General features: G+C 42.7%; 13 protein-coding genes and 1 CRISPR repeat array. Of the genes, 3 read left to right on the top strand and 10 right to left on the bottom strand.

The window, feature by feature from the left end; all coding sequences use genetic code 11:
* Positions 1-76 precede the first annotated feature (76 nt).
* Entirely contained in the window at positions 77-1,435 is a 1,359-nt protein-coding gene (locus ACYVD4_RS06500; RefSeq protein ID WP_460943618.1) for a PQQ-dependent sugar dehydrogenase, read from the top strand.
* 87 nt (positions 1,436-1,522) lie between these two features.
* Here ACYVD4_RS06500 and ACYVD4_RS06495 read toward each other — a convergent pair whose 3' ends face one another.
* From ACYVD4_RS06495 to cas6, 10 genes are all read right to left on the bottom strand, one after another.
* A complete protein-coding gene (locus ACYVD4_RS06495; RefSeq protein WP_460943616.1) occupies positions 1,523-3,232 on the bottom strand; it encodes an IlvD/Edd family dehydratase in 1,710 nt (569 codons plus the stop codon).
* A 140-nt stretch (positions 3,233-3,372) separates the two neighbouring features.
* Positions 3,373-5,309: direct repeats of the CRISPR family, unit length 30 nt; unit sequence ATTTCAATTCCAATACGGTACGATTAAAAG.
* Positions 5,310-5,525: 216 nt separating this feature from the next.
* Positions 5,526-5,741 carry a CRISPR-associated endonuclease Cas2 gene (gene cas2 / locus ACYVD4_RS06490; protein WP_460944761.1) on the bottom strand — a complete coding sequence of 72 codons (216 nt, stop codon included), beginning with the start codon at positions 5,739-5,741 and terminating at the stop codon, positions 5,526-5,528.
* A gap of 111 nt (positions 5,742-5,852) precedes the next feature.
* The gene (cas1b, locus tag ACYVD4_RS06485) at positions 5,853-6,863 is read right to left on the bottom strand and encodes a type I-B CRISPR-associated endonuclease Cas1b (RefSeq protein ID WP_460943614.1); all 1,011 of its coding nucleotides are present in this window, start codon (positions 6,861-6,863) and stop codon (positions 5,853-5,855) included.
* Between the two features lie 74 nt (positions 6,864-6,937).
* The gene (locus tag ACYVD4_RS06480) at positions 6,938-7,306 is read right to left on the bottom strand and encodes a GxxExxY protein (RefSeq protein WP_460943612.1); all 369 of its coding nucleotides are present in this window, start codon (positions 7,304-7,306) and stop codon (positions 6,938-6,940) included.
* 71 nt (positions 7,307-7,377) lie between these two features.
* Entirely contained in the window at positions 7,378-7,890 is a 513-nt protein-coding gene (gene cas4 / locus ACYVD4_RS06475) for a CRISPR-associated protein Cas4 (protein ID WP_460943610.1), read from the bottom strand.
* A gap of 30 nt (positions 7,891-7,920) precedes the next feature.
* The gene (locus ACYVD4_RS06470) at positions 7,921-8,994 is read right to left on the bottom strand and encodes a CRISPR-associated protein Cas7 (RefSeq protein WP_460943608.1); all 1,074 of its coding nucleotides are present in this window, start codon (positions 8,992-8,994) and stop codon (positions 7,921-7,923) included.
* An 8-nt stretch (positions 8,995-9,002) separates the two neighbouring features.
* Complete coding sequence (locus ACYVD4_RS06465; RefSeq protein WP_460943606.1) at positions 9,003-10,337, bottom strand: hypothetical protein; 1,335 nt, start codon at positions 10,335-10,337, stop codon at positions 9,003-9,005.
* 6 nt (positions 10,338-10,343) lie between these two features.
* Entirely contained in the window at positions 10,344-12,509 is a 2,166-nt protein-coding gene (cas3, locus tag ACYVD4_RS06460; protein WP_460943604.1) for a CRISPR-associated helicase Cas3', read from the bottom strand.
* Complete coding sequence (locus ACYVD4_RS06455) at positions 12,506-13,090, bottom strand: hypothetical protein (RefSeq protein ID WP_460943602.1); 585 nt, start codon at positions 13,088-13,090, stop codon at positions 12,506-12,508. Before ACYVD4_RS06455 ends, cas3 begins: the two co-directional genes overlap by 4 nt.
* 5 nt (positions 13,091-13,095) lie before the next feature.
* Positions 13,096-13,752, bottom strand: a complete 657-nt coding sequence (gene cas6, locus ACYVD4_RS06450; RefSeq protein WP_460943600.1) for a CRISPR-associated endoribonuclease Cas6 — start codon at positions 13,750-13,752, stop codon at positions 13,096-13,098.
* Positions 13,753-13,889: 137 nt separating this feature from the next.
* Here cas6 and ACYVD4_RS06445 point away from each other — a divergent pair, with 137 nt between their 5' ends.
* Both ACYVD4_RS06445 and ACYVD4_RS06440 read left to right on the top strand, forming a co-directional pair.
* Entirely contained in the window at positions 13,890-14,675 is a 786-nt protein-coding gene (locus ACYVD4_RS06445; RefSeq protein ID WP_460943598.1) for a DUF3800 domain-containing protein, read from the top strand.
* A gap of 350 nt (positions 14,676-15,025) precedes the next feature.
* Complete coding sequence (locus ACYVD4_RS06440; protein ID WP_460943596.1) at positions 15,026-16,009, top strand: helix-turn-helix transcriptional regulator; 984 nt, start codon at positions 15,026-15,028, stop codon at positions 16,007-16,009.
* The last annotated feature ends 30 nt before the right edge of the window (positions 16,010-16,039 follow it).

Below are 16,039 nucleotides of genomic sequence, written 5' to 3'. Positions count from 1 at the left end.
ACAATCGGTAATTCTGGCACATTCTACAAAACTTCTTTACTTTTCCTTACCTCAACACCCAAAACTACGTTCCGTTATGAATCAATTCTCCATTCTTTTACGCTTGCCTTTTGGCATCAAACAATCACAAATGATTTTCTGGAAAGTTTTCCTGCCGGCTCTTCTGGCAATAGCACATCTGTCGTTTGGGCAAACTTTACCTCCTAATTTTTCGGCAGTAACCGTAGCGTCAGGCTTTACTTCGCCAACTGTAGCCGCGTTTTCGCCCGATGGGCGCATCTTTGTTGGGCAACAGGCAGGAGCATTGCGCGTGGTCAAAAATGGCACCCTATTAACTACGCCATTTGTCAGTCTCTCGGTAAGTTCTTCGGGCGAACGTGGGCTTCTGGGTGTTACGTTCGATCCTGATTTTGCCACCAATCAGTACGTATATGTTTTTTATACCGTTCCTGCTAGTGGAACCGTTGCTGCATTTAACCGAGTGAGCCGATTTACAGCAAATGGCGACGTAGCAGTCCCTAACAGCGAGTCGATCATCCTGAATTTACCTGCGCTGGGTGCAACCAATCATAATGGAGGGTCTATTGCTTTTGGGCCCGATAATAAACTGTATGTAGCAACGGGCGATAATGCTGTTGGAGCCAATTCGCAGAATCTAAATAATTATCTGGGTAAGATTTTACGTATTAATGCCGATGGTAGTGTTCCTTCAGGTAATCCGTTTACGGGGAATGATGCTCGTCAGCGTATCTGGGCTTACGGACTACGTAATCCGTATTCGATAACCTTTCAGCCAGGAACTGGCCGACTGTTTGTGAATGACGTAGGCGAAGGAACTTGGGAAGAAATAAACGATGCAACGGTAGCCGGGCGAAATTTTGGCTGGCCTTCTGCCGAAGGCGTATGTTCAGCCCCATCCTGCGCTACATTTACCAATCCCGTATACGCTTACCCACATAGCGGCACGGGCTCGATTGGCTGTTCTATAACAGGCGGTGCATTTTATAACCCGACGGTATTGGCTTATCCAGATTCTTACGTAGGGAAATATTTCTTCACTGATTTTTGCAGTGGGTGGATGGATGTATTGGATTTATCTGGCCCTACGGCAGTAAATTCACGGTTCGCAACGGGGTTACCGGGTCAGGATCTTACCGTATTTCTGGGGCCTGATGGACATATATACGATTTAAATCGTGGGCAAGGTAAAATTCTAAAATTCATTTATTCAGATTGCAAAACAATTGCGGCCGGAAATTGGCATAATTCAGCAATCTGGAACTGCGGACGAGTTCCGCTCTCTTCAGACATGGTTACTGTTGGCCATGCCGTTACCATTGATACTAATCTGGAAGGACAGGCGACAAAAGTTCAATATTTAGGCGGAGGGCAGATCACTTTATACGGCACAGGTAAGCTAAGGTTGGGATTTTAAGATAGATTTATAAAAACAGACAGCCTGCCAAAATATGCAATTTGGCAGGCTGTCTGTTTTTATATAAGTGCTTTCGAAAGGGATTTTCTAGTGCGAATCGCGTTTAACTTCACTACCCGAACCGCCCCTCAGAAAATCAAAATCGGCCCCTTCATGCGCCTGCGTTACGTGTTGGATATACAGATTTACATAACCCCGGTGGTATCCTAAATCAAGTGGCTTGAAATGTACCATTCGTCCGGCCAGTTCCTCATCAGAGACGTGCAGATGTAACCGTCGATTTTCTACATCAAGTGTAATCAAATCGCCATTTTCAACCAATGCCAGATTTCCACCTACGGCCGATTCGGGCGATACGTGAAGCACCACTGTTCCAAAGCCCGTTCCGCTCATCCGACCATCCGAAATACGTACCATATCATGAACGCCCAGTGCCAGAATTTTGGCGGGAAGCTGCATATTTCCGACTTCGGGCATACCCGGATAGCCTTTCGGCCCTACATTTTTTAAGACCAAAACACAAGTAGGGTCAACATCCAGTTCAGGATCGTCGATACGTGCTTTGTAGTCATCAATATTCTCGAAAACCACCGCTCTTCCGGTATGCTGCATGAGCGCAGGCGTAGCAGCGGATGGTTTTAGTACGGCACCGTTTGGACACAGATTACCACGTAATACGGCAATTCCGGATTCCGGTTTAAAGGGGTCGTCAATTGAAGCAATAACCGCAGGGTCGTAACATTGTGCATCGGCACAGTTTTCGCCAATTGTTTGCCCGTTCACTGTTAGGGCATCATTATGCAGGTGTTGCCGAAGTTCACGCATAACAGCGGGCAACCCACCGGCATAAAACAAATCTTCGACAAAGTGCTCGCCAGAAGGTTGCAAATTGGTCAGAAGTGGAATTTTAGCGGAAATTGCATCAAAATCATCGAGCGATAGATCGATACCAACACGTCCGGCTATAGCCGTTAAGTGCAAAATAAAATTGGTAGAACCACCCAAAGCAGCATTGACCATAATGGCATTTTCAAATGCCTGGCGAGTCAGAATTTTTGATGGCGTAATGTTCTGTTTTACCAATTCAACGGCACGCATACCCGTCAGATGAGCCAGCACTTTTCGGCGCGAATCGGCAGCCGGAATCGTGGCATTATCGGGCAGAGCCAGCCCCAACGATTCAACCATAGCGGCCATAGTCGATGCCGTTCCCATTACTGCACAGTGCCCTTGCGAACGTGCCATACTCGCTTCGGCAGCAACAAATTCAGCCTGACTCATCTCCCCTACCTTATAGGCTTCGGCAAACCGCCAGAGATCGCTCGTTCCAATTTTCCGCCCCTGAAAACGACCTGCCAGCATAGGCCCGCCAGACACCACCATGGTAGGTATATCGACACTGCAAGCGCCCATCACCAGCGAAGGCGTTGTTTTATCGCAACCGCACATCAGAATTACGGCATCGAGCGAATTACCCCGTATACTTTCTTCTACATCCATGCTAGCCAGATTGCGAAAAAGCATCGCGGTGGGTTTTATCTGACATTCACCGAGCGACATCACCGGAAATTCAAGCGGAAATCCTCCAGCTTCCCAAACTCCCCGTTTAATTGCTTCGGCCAATTCCCGAAAATGTGCGTTACAGGGCGTCAGTTCAGACCAGGTATTACAGATACCAATAACTGGTTTCCCTTCAAATTCGTGATGTGGAAACCCCTGATTTTTCATCCAGGCGCGATAAATAAAGCCGTCTTTACCGGTGCGGCCAAACCAATCTTGAGAACGAAGATGAGCCATTAACAATCAAAATTATCAGCCTGAGAGCAGACCAGATGCTAATTGGTAAAGAGCCGTAATGACGCATTTTACTTACACAGCAACCGAAAACACGTATTCTAGATTCAGTACAAACTAGCGCATAATCTAGAATAGTCTAATTTTCCATTCCACTACAGTACAATTAAAGGTTTAAACACGTGATACCCTTTGTTCACCTTATCAATATTTCAATTCCACTACGGTAAGATTGAAAGATCGGGTACCTATCAAGTGACAGCGACCAACACCGCATTTCAATTCCACTACGGTACGATTAAAAGAGAGTGCCAAACCAAAGTTTTCGATCTGGAAATTATATTTCAATTCCACTACGGTACGATTAAAAGATAACCTTCATTTTTCCGGCATTATACCAGGTTCCCATTTCAATTCCACTACGGTACGATTAAAAGACCTTTTTCCACAAAAAAAGCCCGAAACAGGCGTCATTTTAATTCCACTACGGTACGATTAAAAGAGTATTACCCAGACAGGCGGTGACTGGTTCGTGAGCATTTCAATTCCACTACGGTACGATTAAAAGTTTTAAAAGGTGAATTATTGACTGGCTTTTGCGGCTATTTCAATTCCACTACGGTACGATTAAAAGATCGGCTTGGAAGTCATTCGCCATTGCCTGAACATCATTTCAATTCCAATACGGTACGATTAAAAGCAGCACGGCCGTACCGATGGTAGGCTGGGTGAGCACATTTCAATTCCAATACGGTACGATTAAAAGCATGTGTTTCTTTTAAATTCTCTAATAGTTCAGGCGATTTCAATTCCAATACGGTACGATTAAAAGACGTAGGCCAGTATGCCGACGCCTGTTTATCGCGGAATTTCAATTCCAATACGGTACGATTAAAAGCCGAAGCGCCAACCCTTTCAGTTTGCCCCACGTTTCATTTCAATTCCAATACGGTACGATTAAAAGTCTTGATTCATCCCTTTTAGAAGCCCGAGAGATCGTATTTCAATTCCAATACGGTACGATTAAAAGATCACACCCACTACTTTCCTTCCCAAAGTGGAAACCATTTCAATTCCAATACGGTACGATTAAAAGACGACTAGGTGGTTCGTTCGGTATCATAAAGATGTTATTTCAATTCCAATACGGTACGATTAAAAGTATTCAGTTGACCGGGCGGTCTAATTACGCGGCTTTATTTCAATTCCAATACGGTACGATTAAAAGAGCTCGACAATGTGTAGTGTTACACGTATGCCAATATTTCAATTCCAATACGGTACGATTAAAAGAAACTATGCCAGCCGACAATATTTTGATTTTCGAAAATTTCAATTCCAATACGGTACGATTAAAAGGCTCGTACCGAACTAATGGCGGTTAGTCGAGATTTGATTTCAATTCCAATACGGTACGATTAAAAGCCGTCGCCAAAACATTACTTTAATCTTCATCGACAAATTTCAATTCCAATACGGTACGATTAAAAGAATAGCTCAATTAATGTGCTACCGCGTACTGCTCTCATTTCAATTCCAATACGGTACGATTAAAAGCGTCTGCCATAGCTACCGTTTAATTACCTGTTTTATTTCAATTCCAATACGGTACGATTAAAAGTTGGATTAGCGTTTACTATTTACCTCTACCCGAATCATTTCAATTCCAATACGGTACGATTAAAAGTGTCCACGCATGGCCGTAACGTATCGTCTAATTGATATTTCAATTCCAATACGGTACGATTAAAAGCCAACGGCGGAAGCGACTCGAAAGCGTAATCGCCATTTCAATTCCAATACGGTACGATTAAAAGGTTTCGCTTTATACCATTGTGTAATGGTGTTATTTGATTTCAATTCCAATACGGTACGATTAAAAGCCCGATTCAGGACTGAAGAACACTTCCGCCCATCCGATTTCAATTCCAATACGGTACGATTAAAAGCGAATCCTTCATCTATAGAGGTTTTAGCCCCGCGTCATTTCAATTCCAATACGGTACGATTAAAAGTCCACTCGAAAAAATAACGATAACAGTGTTCTTCCATTTCAATTCCAATACGGTACGATTAAAAGGCTTGAATTCAAAGGTAAAAAAGGGGCTTTGTAAGGCATAACCATACGTTTTGCATTGTGATAGTCAGTCAAAGCATCGTCGATCTTAGATGGTACGAAAATACTCGCTGATCGACGATGCGCTCACTATTAGCAACTTAGGCCGATTACTCAACAATTCACCTTAGCTATTACAACAGAACAAAGAACATTTTTAACCGATTGACGACAAAGACGTCACAAAAAATCGTCGGTCGATTGACGCTCGACACCCACTATTTGCTTGTCGAGCCATTTTTTGTCGCGGTTTTTGAATAGAATCAGGCTGTCTTCGTCATTTTTCATGATTCGGTTGGCTTCGTACAGCAATTCCTTCAACTGCACCTCCGTCAGTTCGCCCTCAAAAACCGAATTCTGAATCCAATTCATATACCGTCGGCAAAGTTTTAACATCTTCCCGACCCGCTTCTGCCCTATATCGTAGACTAAAATTACATACATAAGTCAATGAGTGATTGAGTGAATAGCTGACACAAGCCTATATTCGCTCAACCACAATTAGTTTTACCACCACGCTTTAAACGGTTTGTATTCATCAATACCCAGCAAGTGTTTCTGGAGTTTGTAGCACTCCAACTTGATGAGGTGCCTGTAGCTCACGCTACGTCCCAGCGACCGGTGTTTGATAGTTTCTTTCAGCGACTCGTCGAACTCCTGCAAGAATCGTTTCCGGGCCGACTCCTTCATCACACAACCACCTACTTCCATCCGAAAATCTGACGGTTGTAACTGGCGTTTGTTGACCATCCGAAATATAAGTCGGTCGATCAGAATTGGCTTGAAAACCTCGGCCATGTCAAGTGCCAGCGAGTATCGACGAGCACCCGGCTCGTGTAGAAAACTAATGGTTGGGTTTAGCTGGGTATGGTAAATCATACTCAAACAAGCTGCATAACAAAGCATATTACCCAGCGAAATCATGGCATTCAGTTCGTTTTGTGGAGGGCGTTTGCTTCGTCCATCCAGGCAGAAAGTTTCGCCCAGAATAGCATCAAAACAGTCGTAATACGTCTGTCGAATATTGCCTTCAATGCCCATTAGTGTAGGTACATCTGGGGCTGTGTGTACCGATGCTAACAGCCGTTCGACGGTGGCGATGGAATCAGACAAACAATTTGCCTTTCGGTTATCGTAGTATTTTAGTACCCGCAAAATATTGGTGGCGGCACCTGCCACAAAAGCTCGCGCGATAACGATCCGTTTTTTAGCCGCTATGTAGTGCTTCGTTTGCTCGACCTGCATTTTACCCGCCAGCAAATACTCGCGCGGCATAAACGACCCGGTATAATGTTCGTAATAGTCAAAAAAGTGAACGGCAATTCCTTCTTTTCCGAGAAAATTATAGAGCGCAGAATTGGCATCCAAGCTCCCGAAAATATACAGATCAGACACCTGTTCGACTGGCAAAAAACGCGGTTGACCTTCGTTGCCGTTTTCATCGACGGGCGTAAATTTTAACGTATTGTCCTGTCGGCTCAGTCGCCCCGGATTCATCAGGTATTTAGTCTGTTTCATATTTTTTCTGACAGGATTGACAGGATTATTTTTGAGCAGAAAATCATGTTGATCATGTAAATCCTGTCAGAAAATTATTTCCTATACGTTCGGTATTTCCGCCTAATCGTTACCCTACTCCCGAAATTGATCAGCAAGCCAATATCCAGTTCTGTGGCTGTTAAGTAATTGACCAATTGGGCTTCATGTTTTGGATGTAATATTTCTACGGCTTTAAGTTCAATCAACACCGTCTCTTCAACGTGCATATCCGCCATATAATCATCCACCTGAACTTGCTGGTAAAATACAGGTACGCTTACTTGCTGAACCACCGAAATTCTCCGATTCAGCAACTCAATAAAGAGTACATTCTCATAAACCTTTTCCAGAAAACCGGGACCAAGCGTGTTGTGAACGCCGTAGGCGGCTGCGATGATTTGATGGGTTAAATTGACATGCATTTTTTTGACAGGATTCACAAGATTTTTCCTGATACGACTTCCTGTAGGAAAAAGTAATCATGCTAATCCTGTCAAAAAATCTCTTCTTCTACGTAGCAAAAATCAAAATAACTACACGACCGGCATTTGCTTTTGGCGATACGTTCAGGGCATCGCTCTTCATCGACAATACGTTCAATATCACGTACCCAGCCTTCTACTGTCGCTACGTCTTCATCAGCCAGCGTAACGGTTTGGGTCTGGCGAAGTTTGGGATACTCGATCAGCCCCGTAGCGCCGTCAATGCCGTTACGTCGGAGCAGATACAGATAAAACTGCACCTGTGCTACGTGCGAATGTTCCAGCTTGTCCGACTTCTTTATCTCATGTACGACCTTGTCAACCGGATCGTAAAAGTCGATTTTGGAACCATCAATCAGGATTTCGCGGTATCGTTCGGCCCGTTGCGGATATGACTTTTCGCCGATAAACGAGCCTTCTGCCACCAATTCGGACGTATGCTCCATCTCAATTTTGTGATGAAACAGCCACGTTTTCCGATGGCAGACTTTGTAGTATTTGATATACGTACCGGTGATGGTCATAATACAAGTAAAAAGGCCCGAAGGCCTTTCTTATTGGTTTTCGTAATCAAAGGCACTCATCATTGCAACCAACTGAGCTTCGGCGTTGTCCAGTGCATCCGCTGATCCAACGGAACCTCTAACGTAGCCTGAGCACGATGGTGTTACAAAAATGTTTGCTTTGCTTGTTTCATCAATTTTCGGCGTAGCTGTGGGACGATCAGTATCTTCCCGCAACTCACCTCGAATAGCATAAGCAATTTGATTCGCGTTTGTGCTCACTGCCGCTGCTAAAGTCTCCATTAAGCTAAACGTTCGAGCTTGGTTGCTAGTGATACGCCAATTCAGCAAAGCATAAGCCAAAGCAGGAATGATTTTATCGCGCTGTTCCTTCGGGCAGATAAGACAATTACCAAAAACGTTTTTACCTTCTATCCAGCCATTATCACGTAATTTCTGCTCTGTTTCATGAAATAATTCTGGCTCTAGACGATTCGTTGAAACACAAAATAACGTTCGTAAATCAATAGCTACGTCATACACAAATAAGCCGGAAGCACGAGTTTGGTCTTGAATAAAAGCCCGGTTAGGTAAATTACGTTTCCGCTTATTAAGCCACTCTTCAAGTTCTTCATCCGTAAGTTTATCACCTCGCTTATTACCGTCTAGCCAAAAGACATTGACCTTATGATGATTTGGGTGTGACGTTCTGTCAAATGTTAAGTTTTCTTTCGGGGTTTCGATGCCGCCAAGTAAAGGATGTAAAGGGCGCATGGCTGAAATTGAAAGCGGACTCCGGCGCTTAACCGTGAAATTGTCGCTTTCAGCTTTCATATAACCACCTAGCAGTTGGTCAGGATAGGTTGGATCGCATGGCGAGTGCGGCTCTTTCTGATTAGCCTTGTTATTTTTCTTGTCAATTTCCCAGTTGAACGTAATAGCTGCAAACGGTACGTTCATGGTTGATGTCAACGTATCAATGATTGATCGCTTCACTTGTTGACCACTTGAATAGGCCATATCACGACCGAATTGAGTATCCCGATAATACTTCTGACCATCTTGAACGGCAAAAACGGTGTGTTCCGCATGGCGTAAGCCACGGATATAAATGAATGGTTCCATTAGTTTATTTAGGATTTTGGTTGAACAGATTTCTGGTATTGGTACTCGAAGCGGATGAGTGTAATAAAGAGGGGGAATAGATCAGACGGAACAGGCAATACAGTATCCTTCACTTCCTTAAAAAGAGCACCTGTAGTACTATCTTTTTCAATTATTGCGGTCATATTCTCTACAAATTTGTTGTAGCTTTTTGACTCCTGAAGTGTCTTGCTCAACTGACTTATTCCAGTTGTCCCACGGCTATTTTCTTTATTTTTTCCTTCAAATTCAAGAAGGACGGTAGCGACTTGTTCAGCTAGGCGGTTTAGTTCTGCTTTATTACTTAACATGGCATAGATCCAGGATTTAAAAAGTTGATATTGAACATAAGAATTGGTGTCTTTGAATTTAAAATCGTCTCCTCGCCCATACGGATAGGGCATATATTCCCGGAGCTTATCAGGCTCAAGAGCACGTAAACCAATACTCCCTAGTTTACTATAAGCATTCTTAAAGGAGTAGTACGTATCGTAAAGCGTTTCTAATTCTTTATCGCGAATTGTCTCATCATCGAAATATTGAAAGACGGCTGTCTTAAAATCAATTAGTTTTCGTACATCTGGCAGATATAAATTCACGAAACCAACGGTCGTATTTGTCTGCGAAAAATTGTAACAGTAAGCCGTTAATACCTTCTTTGGAAACTTTCGAGCAAGCGCAAATACAACTTTCACCCAATCTTGTGTGGGAATAGCCAATTGTCCTAACTGCTCTTTAGGGTTTAAGCTTGGCATATCTCTAGGACTAACTTCTCTATTGAGCCCGTATAAATAACATAGCCAATGTCCATTCCAAGTTTGAATCTGCTTGTCCTTGACGTTTGGGGTTTGCTTTAAATACTTTCGATACCGCTCCCAGCCACCGTAAAGCGTCCATAAAACATCGTCTTCATCAATCAGCAATGCCAGTCCACCGCTAATTCCCATAGCCAATGCCTCTCCGATCCAGGAAGCATACATTTCCTCAGCATCTATTTTACAATCAAGTGAAGTCAGTTGGCCGGATGTAGTTCCTTGTAAATCTTTGGCTGCGTACCCGACAAACGTTGCCATATTAGGTGGCTGATTGGCAATGTCGTCATGTAATTTGTAGAGCTGAGCTAATGATTTCGAACCTGCCTTTTCAATAGCTGACGGTGTGGGCTTTTGAAAAAACGGTGAATTATTCGCGTGCAGTAAATGTCGCTCGTCATTGAAAAACAACGGAAACACAACTTCATCAAAGAAGTTCTTAGCCGAGAGGTTATTATTATTTCGCTGATTATAAAGCGTTAATAGTTTTTTGCCAATATAGCTTGTATACATAGTTGCTTATAGAAAATTATCGGGTTCAACTAACTGTAAGCCGTAGGTCTGATAAGCGACCAAATTCTGAGGAACTACAAATGGATAAGAGCCTATTTCAAGCTGTTCGTATTGTTTATAGTGCGGTGCAATTACTCGCCAGCTAATTGGAATTTCTAGGCCAATACGTTCTTCCCAGTAGGCAGTTTCATAGCGAGCTTTGTCTTCCTCCAAAATACAAGTAGCCGCTTCTATTTCAAGCGCATCTATCAGCACTGATTTGGGACGATTACACAGCGTTTTAAGCAAAAACTCTTCTTCAACTTGAATTAGATGAATATCTATTTCGCGGGTGTCAATAGTTGTGTAAACCAAATCAATCCGTTTCTGTAGTGTTTGTTCAGACAATATTTCCTGATCAGGTAATTGCTCATAACTAGCTTCAACGATTGCTTTATTGTAAGGCAAACATTTCCCTTCAGGCTTCAGCACATGTACTGGTTTGTATGTACCAATCGTTTGCTCATTTCGCTTGCGATTAATCCGGCCAAACCGTTGAATGAGAGCGTCTAGCGGTGCTGCTTCCGTTATCATTCTATCAAAGCTTATATCCAGACTTACTTCTACTACCTGCGTTGAAACAACCAAACAAGGTTTTTGGCCACCCTGGAATTGAGGATCATCACCGTTAAATTCCTCTTTTAACTGCTTTTCTAATTTAATACGGTCACCTCGCCTGAACCGACTATGAATGAGCATTTTAGGAATGTCCGCGAATCGCTCTTGGCACCATTTGTAGGCTTCCTGTGCTTTCTTAATGGTATTATAGATAAGCAGTACTTTGTCGCCTTGCTCAAATGCCTTTTCTAAAATGGATTCAATTTGCTCAACGTCTTTAACTTTATGGACAATGTGCCGATCGAACGTATCCAACACATCATCCGGAAGTGTCACTTCATAAACTTGTTCCGGGCCACCTAATAGACGCAAGATTTCGTTGTATAGAATAGTCGGCATAGTGGCCGTACCGACATGTATTCGGCAGTTGAGACGGACTAATGTTTTAACAATCTCCAACACCATTGCCCGCGATATGTCCGTGTAGGTATGAATTTCATCGAGGATCACATCACACCCTTGCAAGTCAAGCATAACCGATTCAAAACCCGCGGTCCCGAAAATGATGGAAGCAATTTGATGCGGTGTAAGTACTTTAACAGAAGCTCCGGCAAAGGGCTGTAGGGTTTGTGCTTCTTCATCTCCTTTCACCAAGATTTTTGACGTAGCGTGCATAACCCGAATGTCTGCATCAGGTACAGTATTTTTCATTCGGTCATACATAGCATTGATAGAAGCCTGATAAGGCAGTGTGTAGAAAAACCGACCTACGCAACGTCTGACCAAGAAATCCGTCTTGCCTGCTCCTGTAGGTGCAACCACTAATGTGTGTGGGCGCGGGTCCTCAACAGAAGTTTCAGAGAGAGGATATAACCAGCTTTTTCTGTCTGGATTATGATAGAAGCTAATATTTGGTGGACGAAATAAGCCTGTTAATTGGTGGCTTGTCTTATCGACAAAAGCAGATGCAAAATGGTCAGCCGATTGCAAAAGGCCTCTCAATGGTGACCAACCACCCTCAAGATTTCGGCAATATTCAACCGCGTATTCTAATGCTTCACGGGCTTCACTTTGAGAAATCGGTCGCGTTACTATGCCGAATTTTTCTAAAATGGCCAATCCATATGGTGACCAATTATCCCAATCTTTTAAATGATTTTTGATAAAGTAGCGGTCATTCTCGTCCAAATCGACAATACCTCTTCCTCGCTTATCATTTTCGATTGGTTTATGGTGAGCAACCACCATGTCAATAAGTGCATTCCATTCCTCTTTAGGGAAAATAGGTAGAAAACCGAGTGATGATAATTCATGCCGATGGGCGTAATCGTCCTGCATAGCAGACCGCAAGGTTTTTGCATTAGCTTCGGCAATCTGCTGTTGAAACTTAGGATGTGCTTTGCCTAAATCATGTAAGGCAGCCGCTTTCCAGGCAAGTTGACTGTCGAATCCCCAAGTTCCCCCCCACTCTCTGGCAAAGACATTAATAGCTTCCGCAACATGGCGTGTATGATCTAATAATGTCGTTCCACCATAGCTTTTACTTTTAGCCAGGATTGTATCTAAGCTGTTCATAATGAAATAGGTTGGCGGATAGGATTATGGTAAATTTTCAGTTGGCCAAACATAGCTTCAGCTTCATCAAATCGATTATAGCCTACTTTGAAACTACTATCTGATGCACCGATATGAAGCTCAAACCCTTCAATGTCATCGAATTGCGTTTCATCAAGCTTTATCAATTCCTCTGGAAAAAGGAGGTCTTCATTACGGCATAGACATATATGTTGCTCTAAAGCAATTAGTGCATCTTTTTCTTGACTGAAAGCCAGATAGAGATTAGGTTCAACCATCACCCCACGCTTGATAATGGCCATATTGGTCTTATAGGTGTTTTTATCCTTGTACGCGCCGAACCCACCTTTGGCCCATGTTTTCTCTTGCTGTAAATCGATTGCCAGATAATTCAATCGATGGCGAGTAATTTTTTTGATACCACGTTCATTAAGTAGCTCTGGAAACAACTTTTTCTCAATGCCTTCTATAATAGAGGGTGTTAGAAATTGTTGGCTGAATGTTTCGCTATCTCGAACAGCAGTCCAAGGTTTGATGAACCCAAATGGCCCAGAATATTTTACGGTAAACAGAGTTTCCATATAGCTTAGATTAAAGCGCCAAAACCAATACCTGTTGAGTTACCAATTCCAACATTCCAGGCAAACGCTACCTGTTCAGGCGAGCCTTCTACAATGACAGGGCACAGAGAAGCTTTATTACCTATTCGCTTATAATTAACCTTTTTGGTCTTGGCAAATGGATAGCCTCGATCAAATCGCACGTAAACGTCTTCATTTGGTAATCCTGCTTCTTTTAGTTTTGTCTGGAGCGTTTGTGTTAAGAGATCATCTGTCTCTGCTTCATTATATAGGTAATGTTTTTCTTCATCACCAACTTTCCGTTTAGCAAGAACAGGACTAGCCACTCTGAAATAAGCTTGTGGACCAAAGTCCGGTGTTTCCTGTAATATGACATCTTGAACTACTAGACCAAAGTTAATAGTAGGGTCTTGTTGGATACCTCTTATTAATTTTCTAATTAGGTCATCATCAAACGAACTAATGAAGAATGAAGCTCCTTTTGGAAAATTCAGGCCACGCTCGTTACCTTTCCCACCTAATAGCCAAGAGAAAGAGTACAACGATGGCATATCATGTAATTGATTTATTCCCAACCACTTGTGAATCGCCCCAACTATCGTTGGTAAATGGTCAAATGGAACAATAGTTTTGTTTGGTGTGAGTTTTAGGTGGATTCTCATAAAAATTACCGTATAGAGATTTATTTGAGCAAATCTATTATTTTTGACTGGGGTTCCTAGCACGGAATTGAAATTATAGGGTTTTCTTCGACAGTAATCGTACCGCTGGGAACCTCTTTTATTAACATTTAGAGTAGATGTTAGAGCGATATTTTTTCATAGACGAGTCAGGAGATTCGGAGTTTTACGGTAAGCGCAAACGGCTTTTGGTAGGAACCGAAGGGTTTCAGCCTCTGCTTATTTTAGGCTTGGTAGAAACTTCCAATCGGAAACGACTCCGTGAAGCTGTGATTACACTCCAACAACAAATCCTATCAGACACGCTTTATCGAAGTATTCCATCGGTCAAGGAACCAAATTGGTTTTTTCATGCACGTAATGATCATCCAGAAGTACGTGCCGAATTTTTCAAACTAATTCGCTCTTACGACGATCTCAGATTTCACGCAGTTATAGGTCGTAAAGACTTGGACATCTTTAACCGGAAGCACAATAACAATTCAGTTGAGTTCTATTTCGACTTAGTTGCCCATTTACTACAGGAAAAATTACAGGAAGAAACTGAGCAGAATATTTATTTGGCCCACAAACCCAAAACGACTCAAAAGCAGTTAGTAACAGCCATTGACAAAGCCATTCAAGCCGATAACGGTAAATTGGGAATTCAACAGAAAATAAGGTATTCCTGTACAGTCGAGCAGAGTAGCAAAATGCCGGAATTAAGCGTTGTCGATTATTTACTTTGGGCGCTTCATCGGTATTTATTAAAAGGAGAAATTCGGTTTTGGGAAGCAGTAGAACCTTGCGTTTCGTCGGTCTTGGATTTGTATGACGATGAAAAGCAGTATGATGGGAAAAATACTCAGCTACGCCTTGAAAAAATGAAACCGTTTGACTTACTGATTGGGCAACAAAAAAACTGATAGATCCATCTGCCCCCGTGCCAATACTGGCAACCCCCAAGTAGTTATGAGTTCTGGTAACAGATACACCTATCAGTTCTTTACAAAGATACGAAAAATAGGAATTGAAATCGTAGATGCAAGGAATTGAAAGTTCACCTACTAGCAGTTGGCAGGTATTGAATTTAGTTTTCATATCTCTTTATCTGTGTAGATAGTGAAAGGTGAATGAAAAAAATCAACTTTTTTACTCGTTACTTTTCCTGTATTTCGCGAACGGCTCAAAAGTAGATTTGGCACCGTATAGCCTATATATCCGGTAAGCCGTTTATTTACTTTTTCTGCAAAAATTTCCACATCTAGTTGTTACTATGCCCATTGTAAAAAATCGTGAAGATCGTTTACACGCCATCAATAGCCGTCTGAATCGCTGGAACAATCGCCCTGCCACAACCAAAGAGTTAGCTCACTTGTGCGACGTAGCGCAGTCGACTATCAAGCAGGATATCGCTTATCTGAAAGATGTTTATGAGGCTCCCATTGAATACAGCCGTAAGCCCAAAGGCTATTATTATACCCATCCGTTTAATCTGGCGGCATCTGTTACGTTGACCGATAAAGATCTGACAGCCCTACACACAGCCGTTGCTACGTTGAATCAATTTCAACATATTAGCTTGTTTGCCGATTTAAGGGGCACGGTCGATAAAATCGATAAGGCTGTGCGGTTTAGAACAAACGTTAACGACGATTTCGGGCGATATGTACTTTTTGAATCGGTGCCGTTTGTAAAAGGGAATGAATACGTGGATGTATTGCTCGGCGCTATTCACAATCAATGTATTGTGCGATTCGATCATGTGCGATTTGATACGGAGACTACCAAATCGCACGTACTGTTGCCTTATGTTATCAAGGAGCATCGTAACCGATGGTACGTAGTGGGTTGGCAACTCAACTATCAGGCGGTACGTGTTTTTGGGCTTGATCGAATTGTAGCTGGTTCGCTATACGTAACAGACGACTTCTTTGACGCTCCGCCATTTGATGCCGCTATCTATTTTCATCAAACGTTGGGTATAGCTGCGTATGACAATCCGCCCGAAGACATAGTGTTATCGTTTACCCGTCAGCAGGGATTACATTTCAAAGCGCAACCGTTTTATCCATTTCGTGAAGAGGACATTCTGATCGACACCGAAAGCGAGTTTCGGGTTAAATTGTCCATCATTGTCAACAAAGAGCTGGTTTATGAACTGGCACGTCTGGGCAATGGTGTAAAAGTGCTTAGCCCGACCTCTTTAGTTGACCAACTAACTGATTTCCTCAAAAATGCCTGGCAGCAGTATAAATAAGTTTTTTGACAGGATTGATTTATGTTAGCC

This window comes from Spirosoma daeguense (assembly GCF_054776875.1).
The sequence above is the reverse complement of the archived record's forward strand: the minus strand, read 5'-3'. Positions and strand labels throughout refer to the sequence as shown.

What these genes read in the sequence shown, in the direction of transcription:
- ACYVD4_RS06500 (WP_460943618.1), top strand. Translation starts at nt 77, where the DNA reads ATGAATCAATTCTCCATTCTTTTACGCTTGCCTTTTGGCATCAAACAA.
- ACYVD4_RS06495 (WP_460943616.1), bottom strand. Translation starts at nt 3,232, where the DNA reads ATGGCTCATCTTCGTTCTCAAGATTGGTTTGGCCGCACCGGTAAAGAC.
- cas2 (WP_460944761.1), bottom strand. Translation starts at nt 5,741, where the DNA reads ATGTTAAAACTTTGCCGACGGTATATGAATTGGATTCAGAATTCGGTT.
- cas1b (WP_460943614.1), bottom strand. Translation starts at nt 6,863, where the DNA reads ATGAAACAGACTAAATACCTGATGAATCCGGGGCGACTGAGCCGACAG.
- ACYVD4_RS06480 (WP_460943612.1), bottom strand. Translation starts at nt 7,306, where the DNA reads ATGCATGTCAATTTAACCCATCAAATCATCGCAGCCGCCTACGGCGTT.
- cas4 (WP_460943610.1), bottom strand. Translation starts at nt 7,890, where the DNA reads ATGACCATCACCGGTACGTATATCAAATACTACAAAGTCTGCCATCGG.
- ACYVD4_RS06470 (WP_460943608.1), bottom strand. Translation starts at nt 8,994, where the DNA reads ATGGAACCATTCATTTATATCCGTGGCTTACGCCATGCGGAACACACC.
- ACYVD4_RS06465 (WP_460943606.1), bottom strand. Translation starts at nt 10,337, where the DNA reads ATGTATACAAGCTATATTGGCAAAAAACTATTAACGCTTTATAATCAG.
- cas3 (WP_460943604.1), bottom strand. Translation starts at nt 12,509, where the DNA reads ATGAACAGCTTAGATACAATCCTGGCTAAAAGTAAAAGCTATGGTGGA.
- ACYVD4_RS06455 (WP_460943602.1), bottom strand. Translation starts at nt 13,090, where the DNA reads ATGGAAACTCTGTTTACCGTAAAATATTCTGGGCCATTTGGGTTCATC.
- cas6 (WP_460943600.1), bottom strand. Translation starts at nt 13,752, where the DNA reads ATGAGAATCCACCTAAAACTCACACCAAACAAAACTATTGTTCCATTT.
- ACYVD4_RS06445 (WP_460943598.1), top strand. Translation starts at nt 13,890, where the DNA reads ATGTTAGAGCGATATTTTTTCATAGACGAGTCAGGAGATTCGGAGTTT.
- ACYVD4_RS06440 (WP_460943596.1), top strand. Translation starts at nt 15,026, where the DNA reads ATGCCCATTGTAAAAAATCGTGAAGATCGTTTACACGCCATCAATAGC.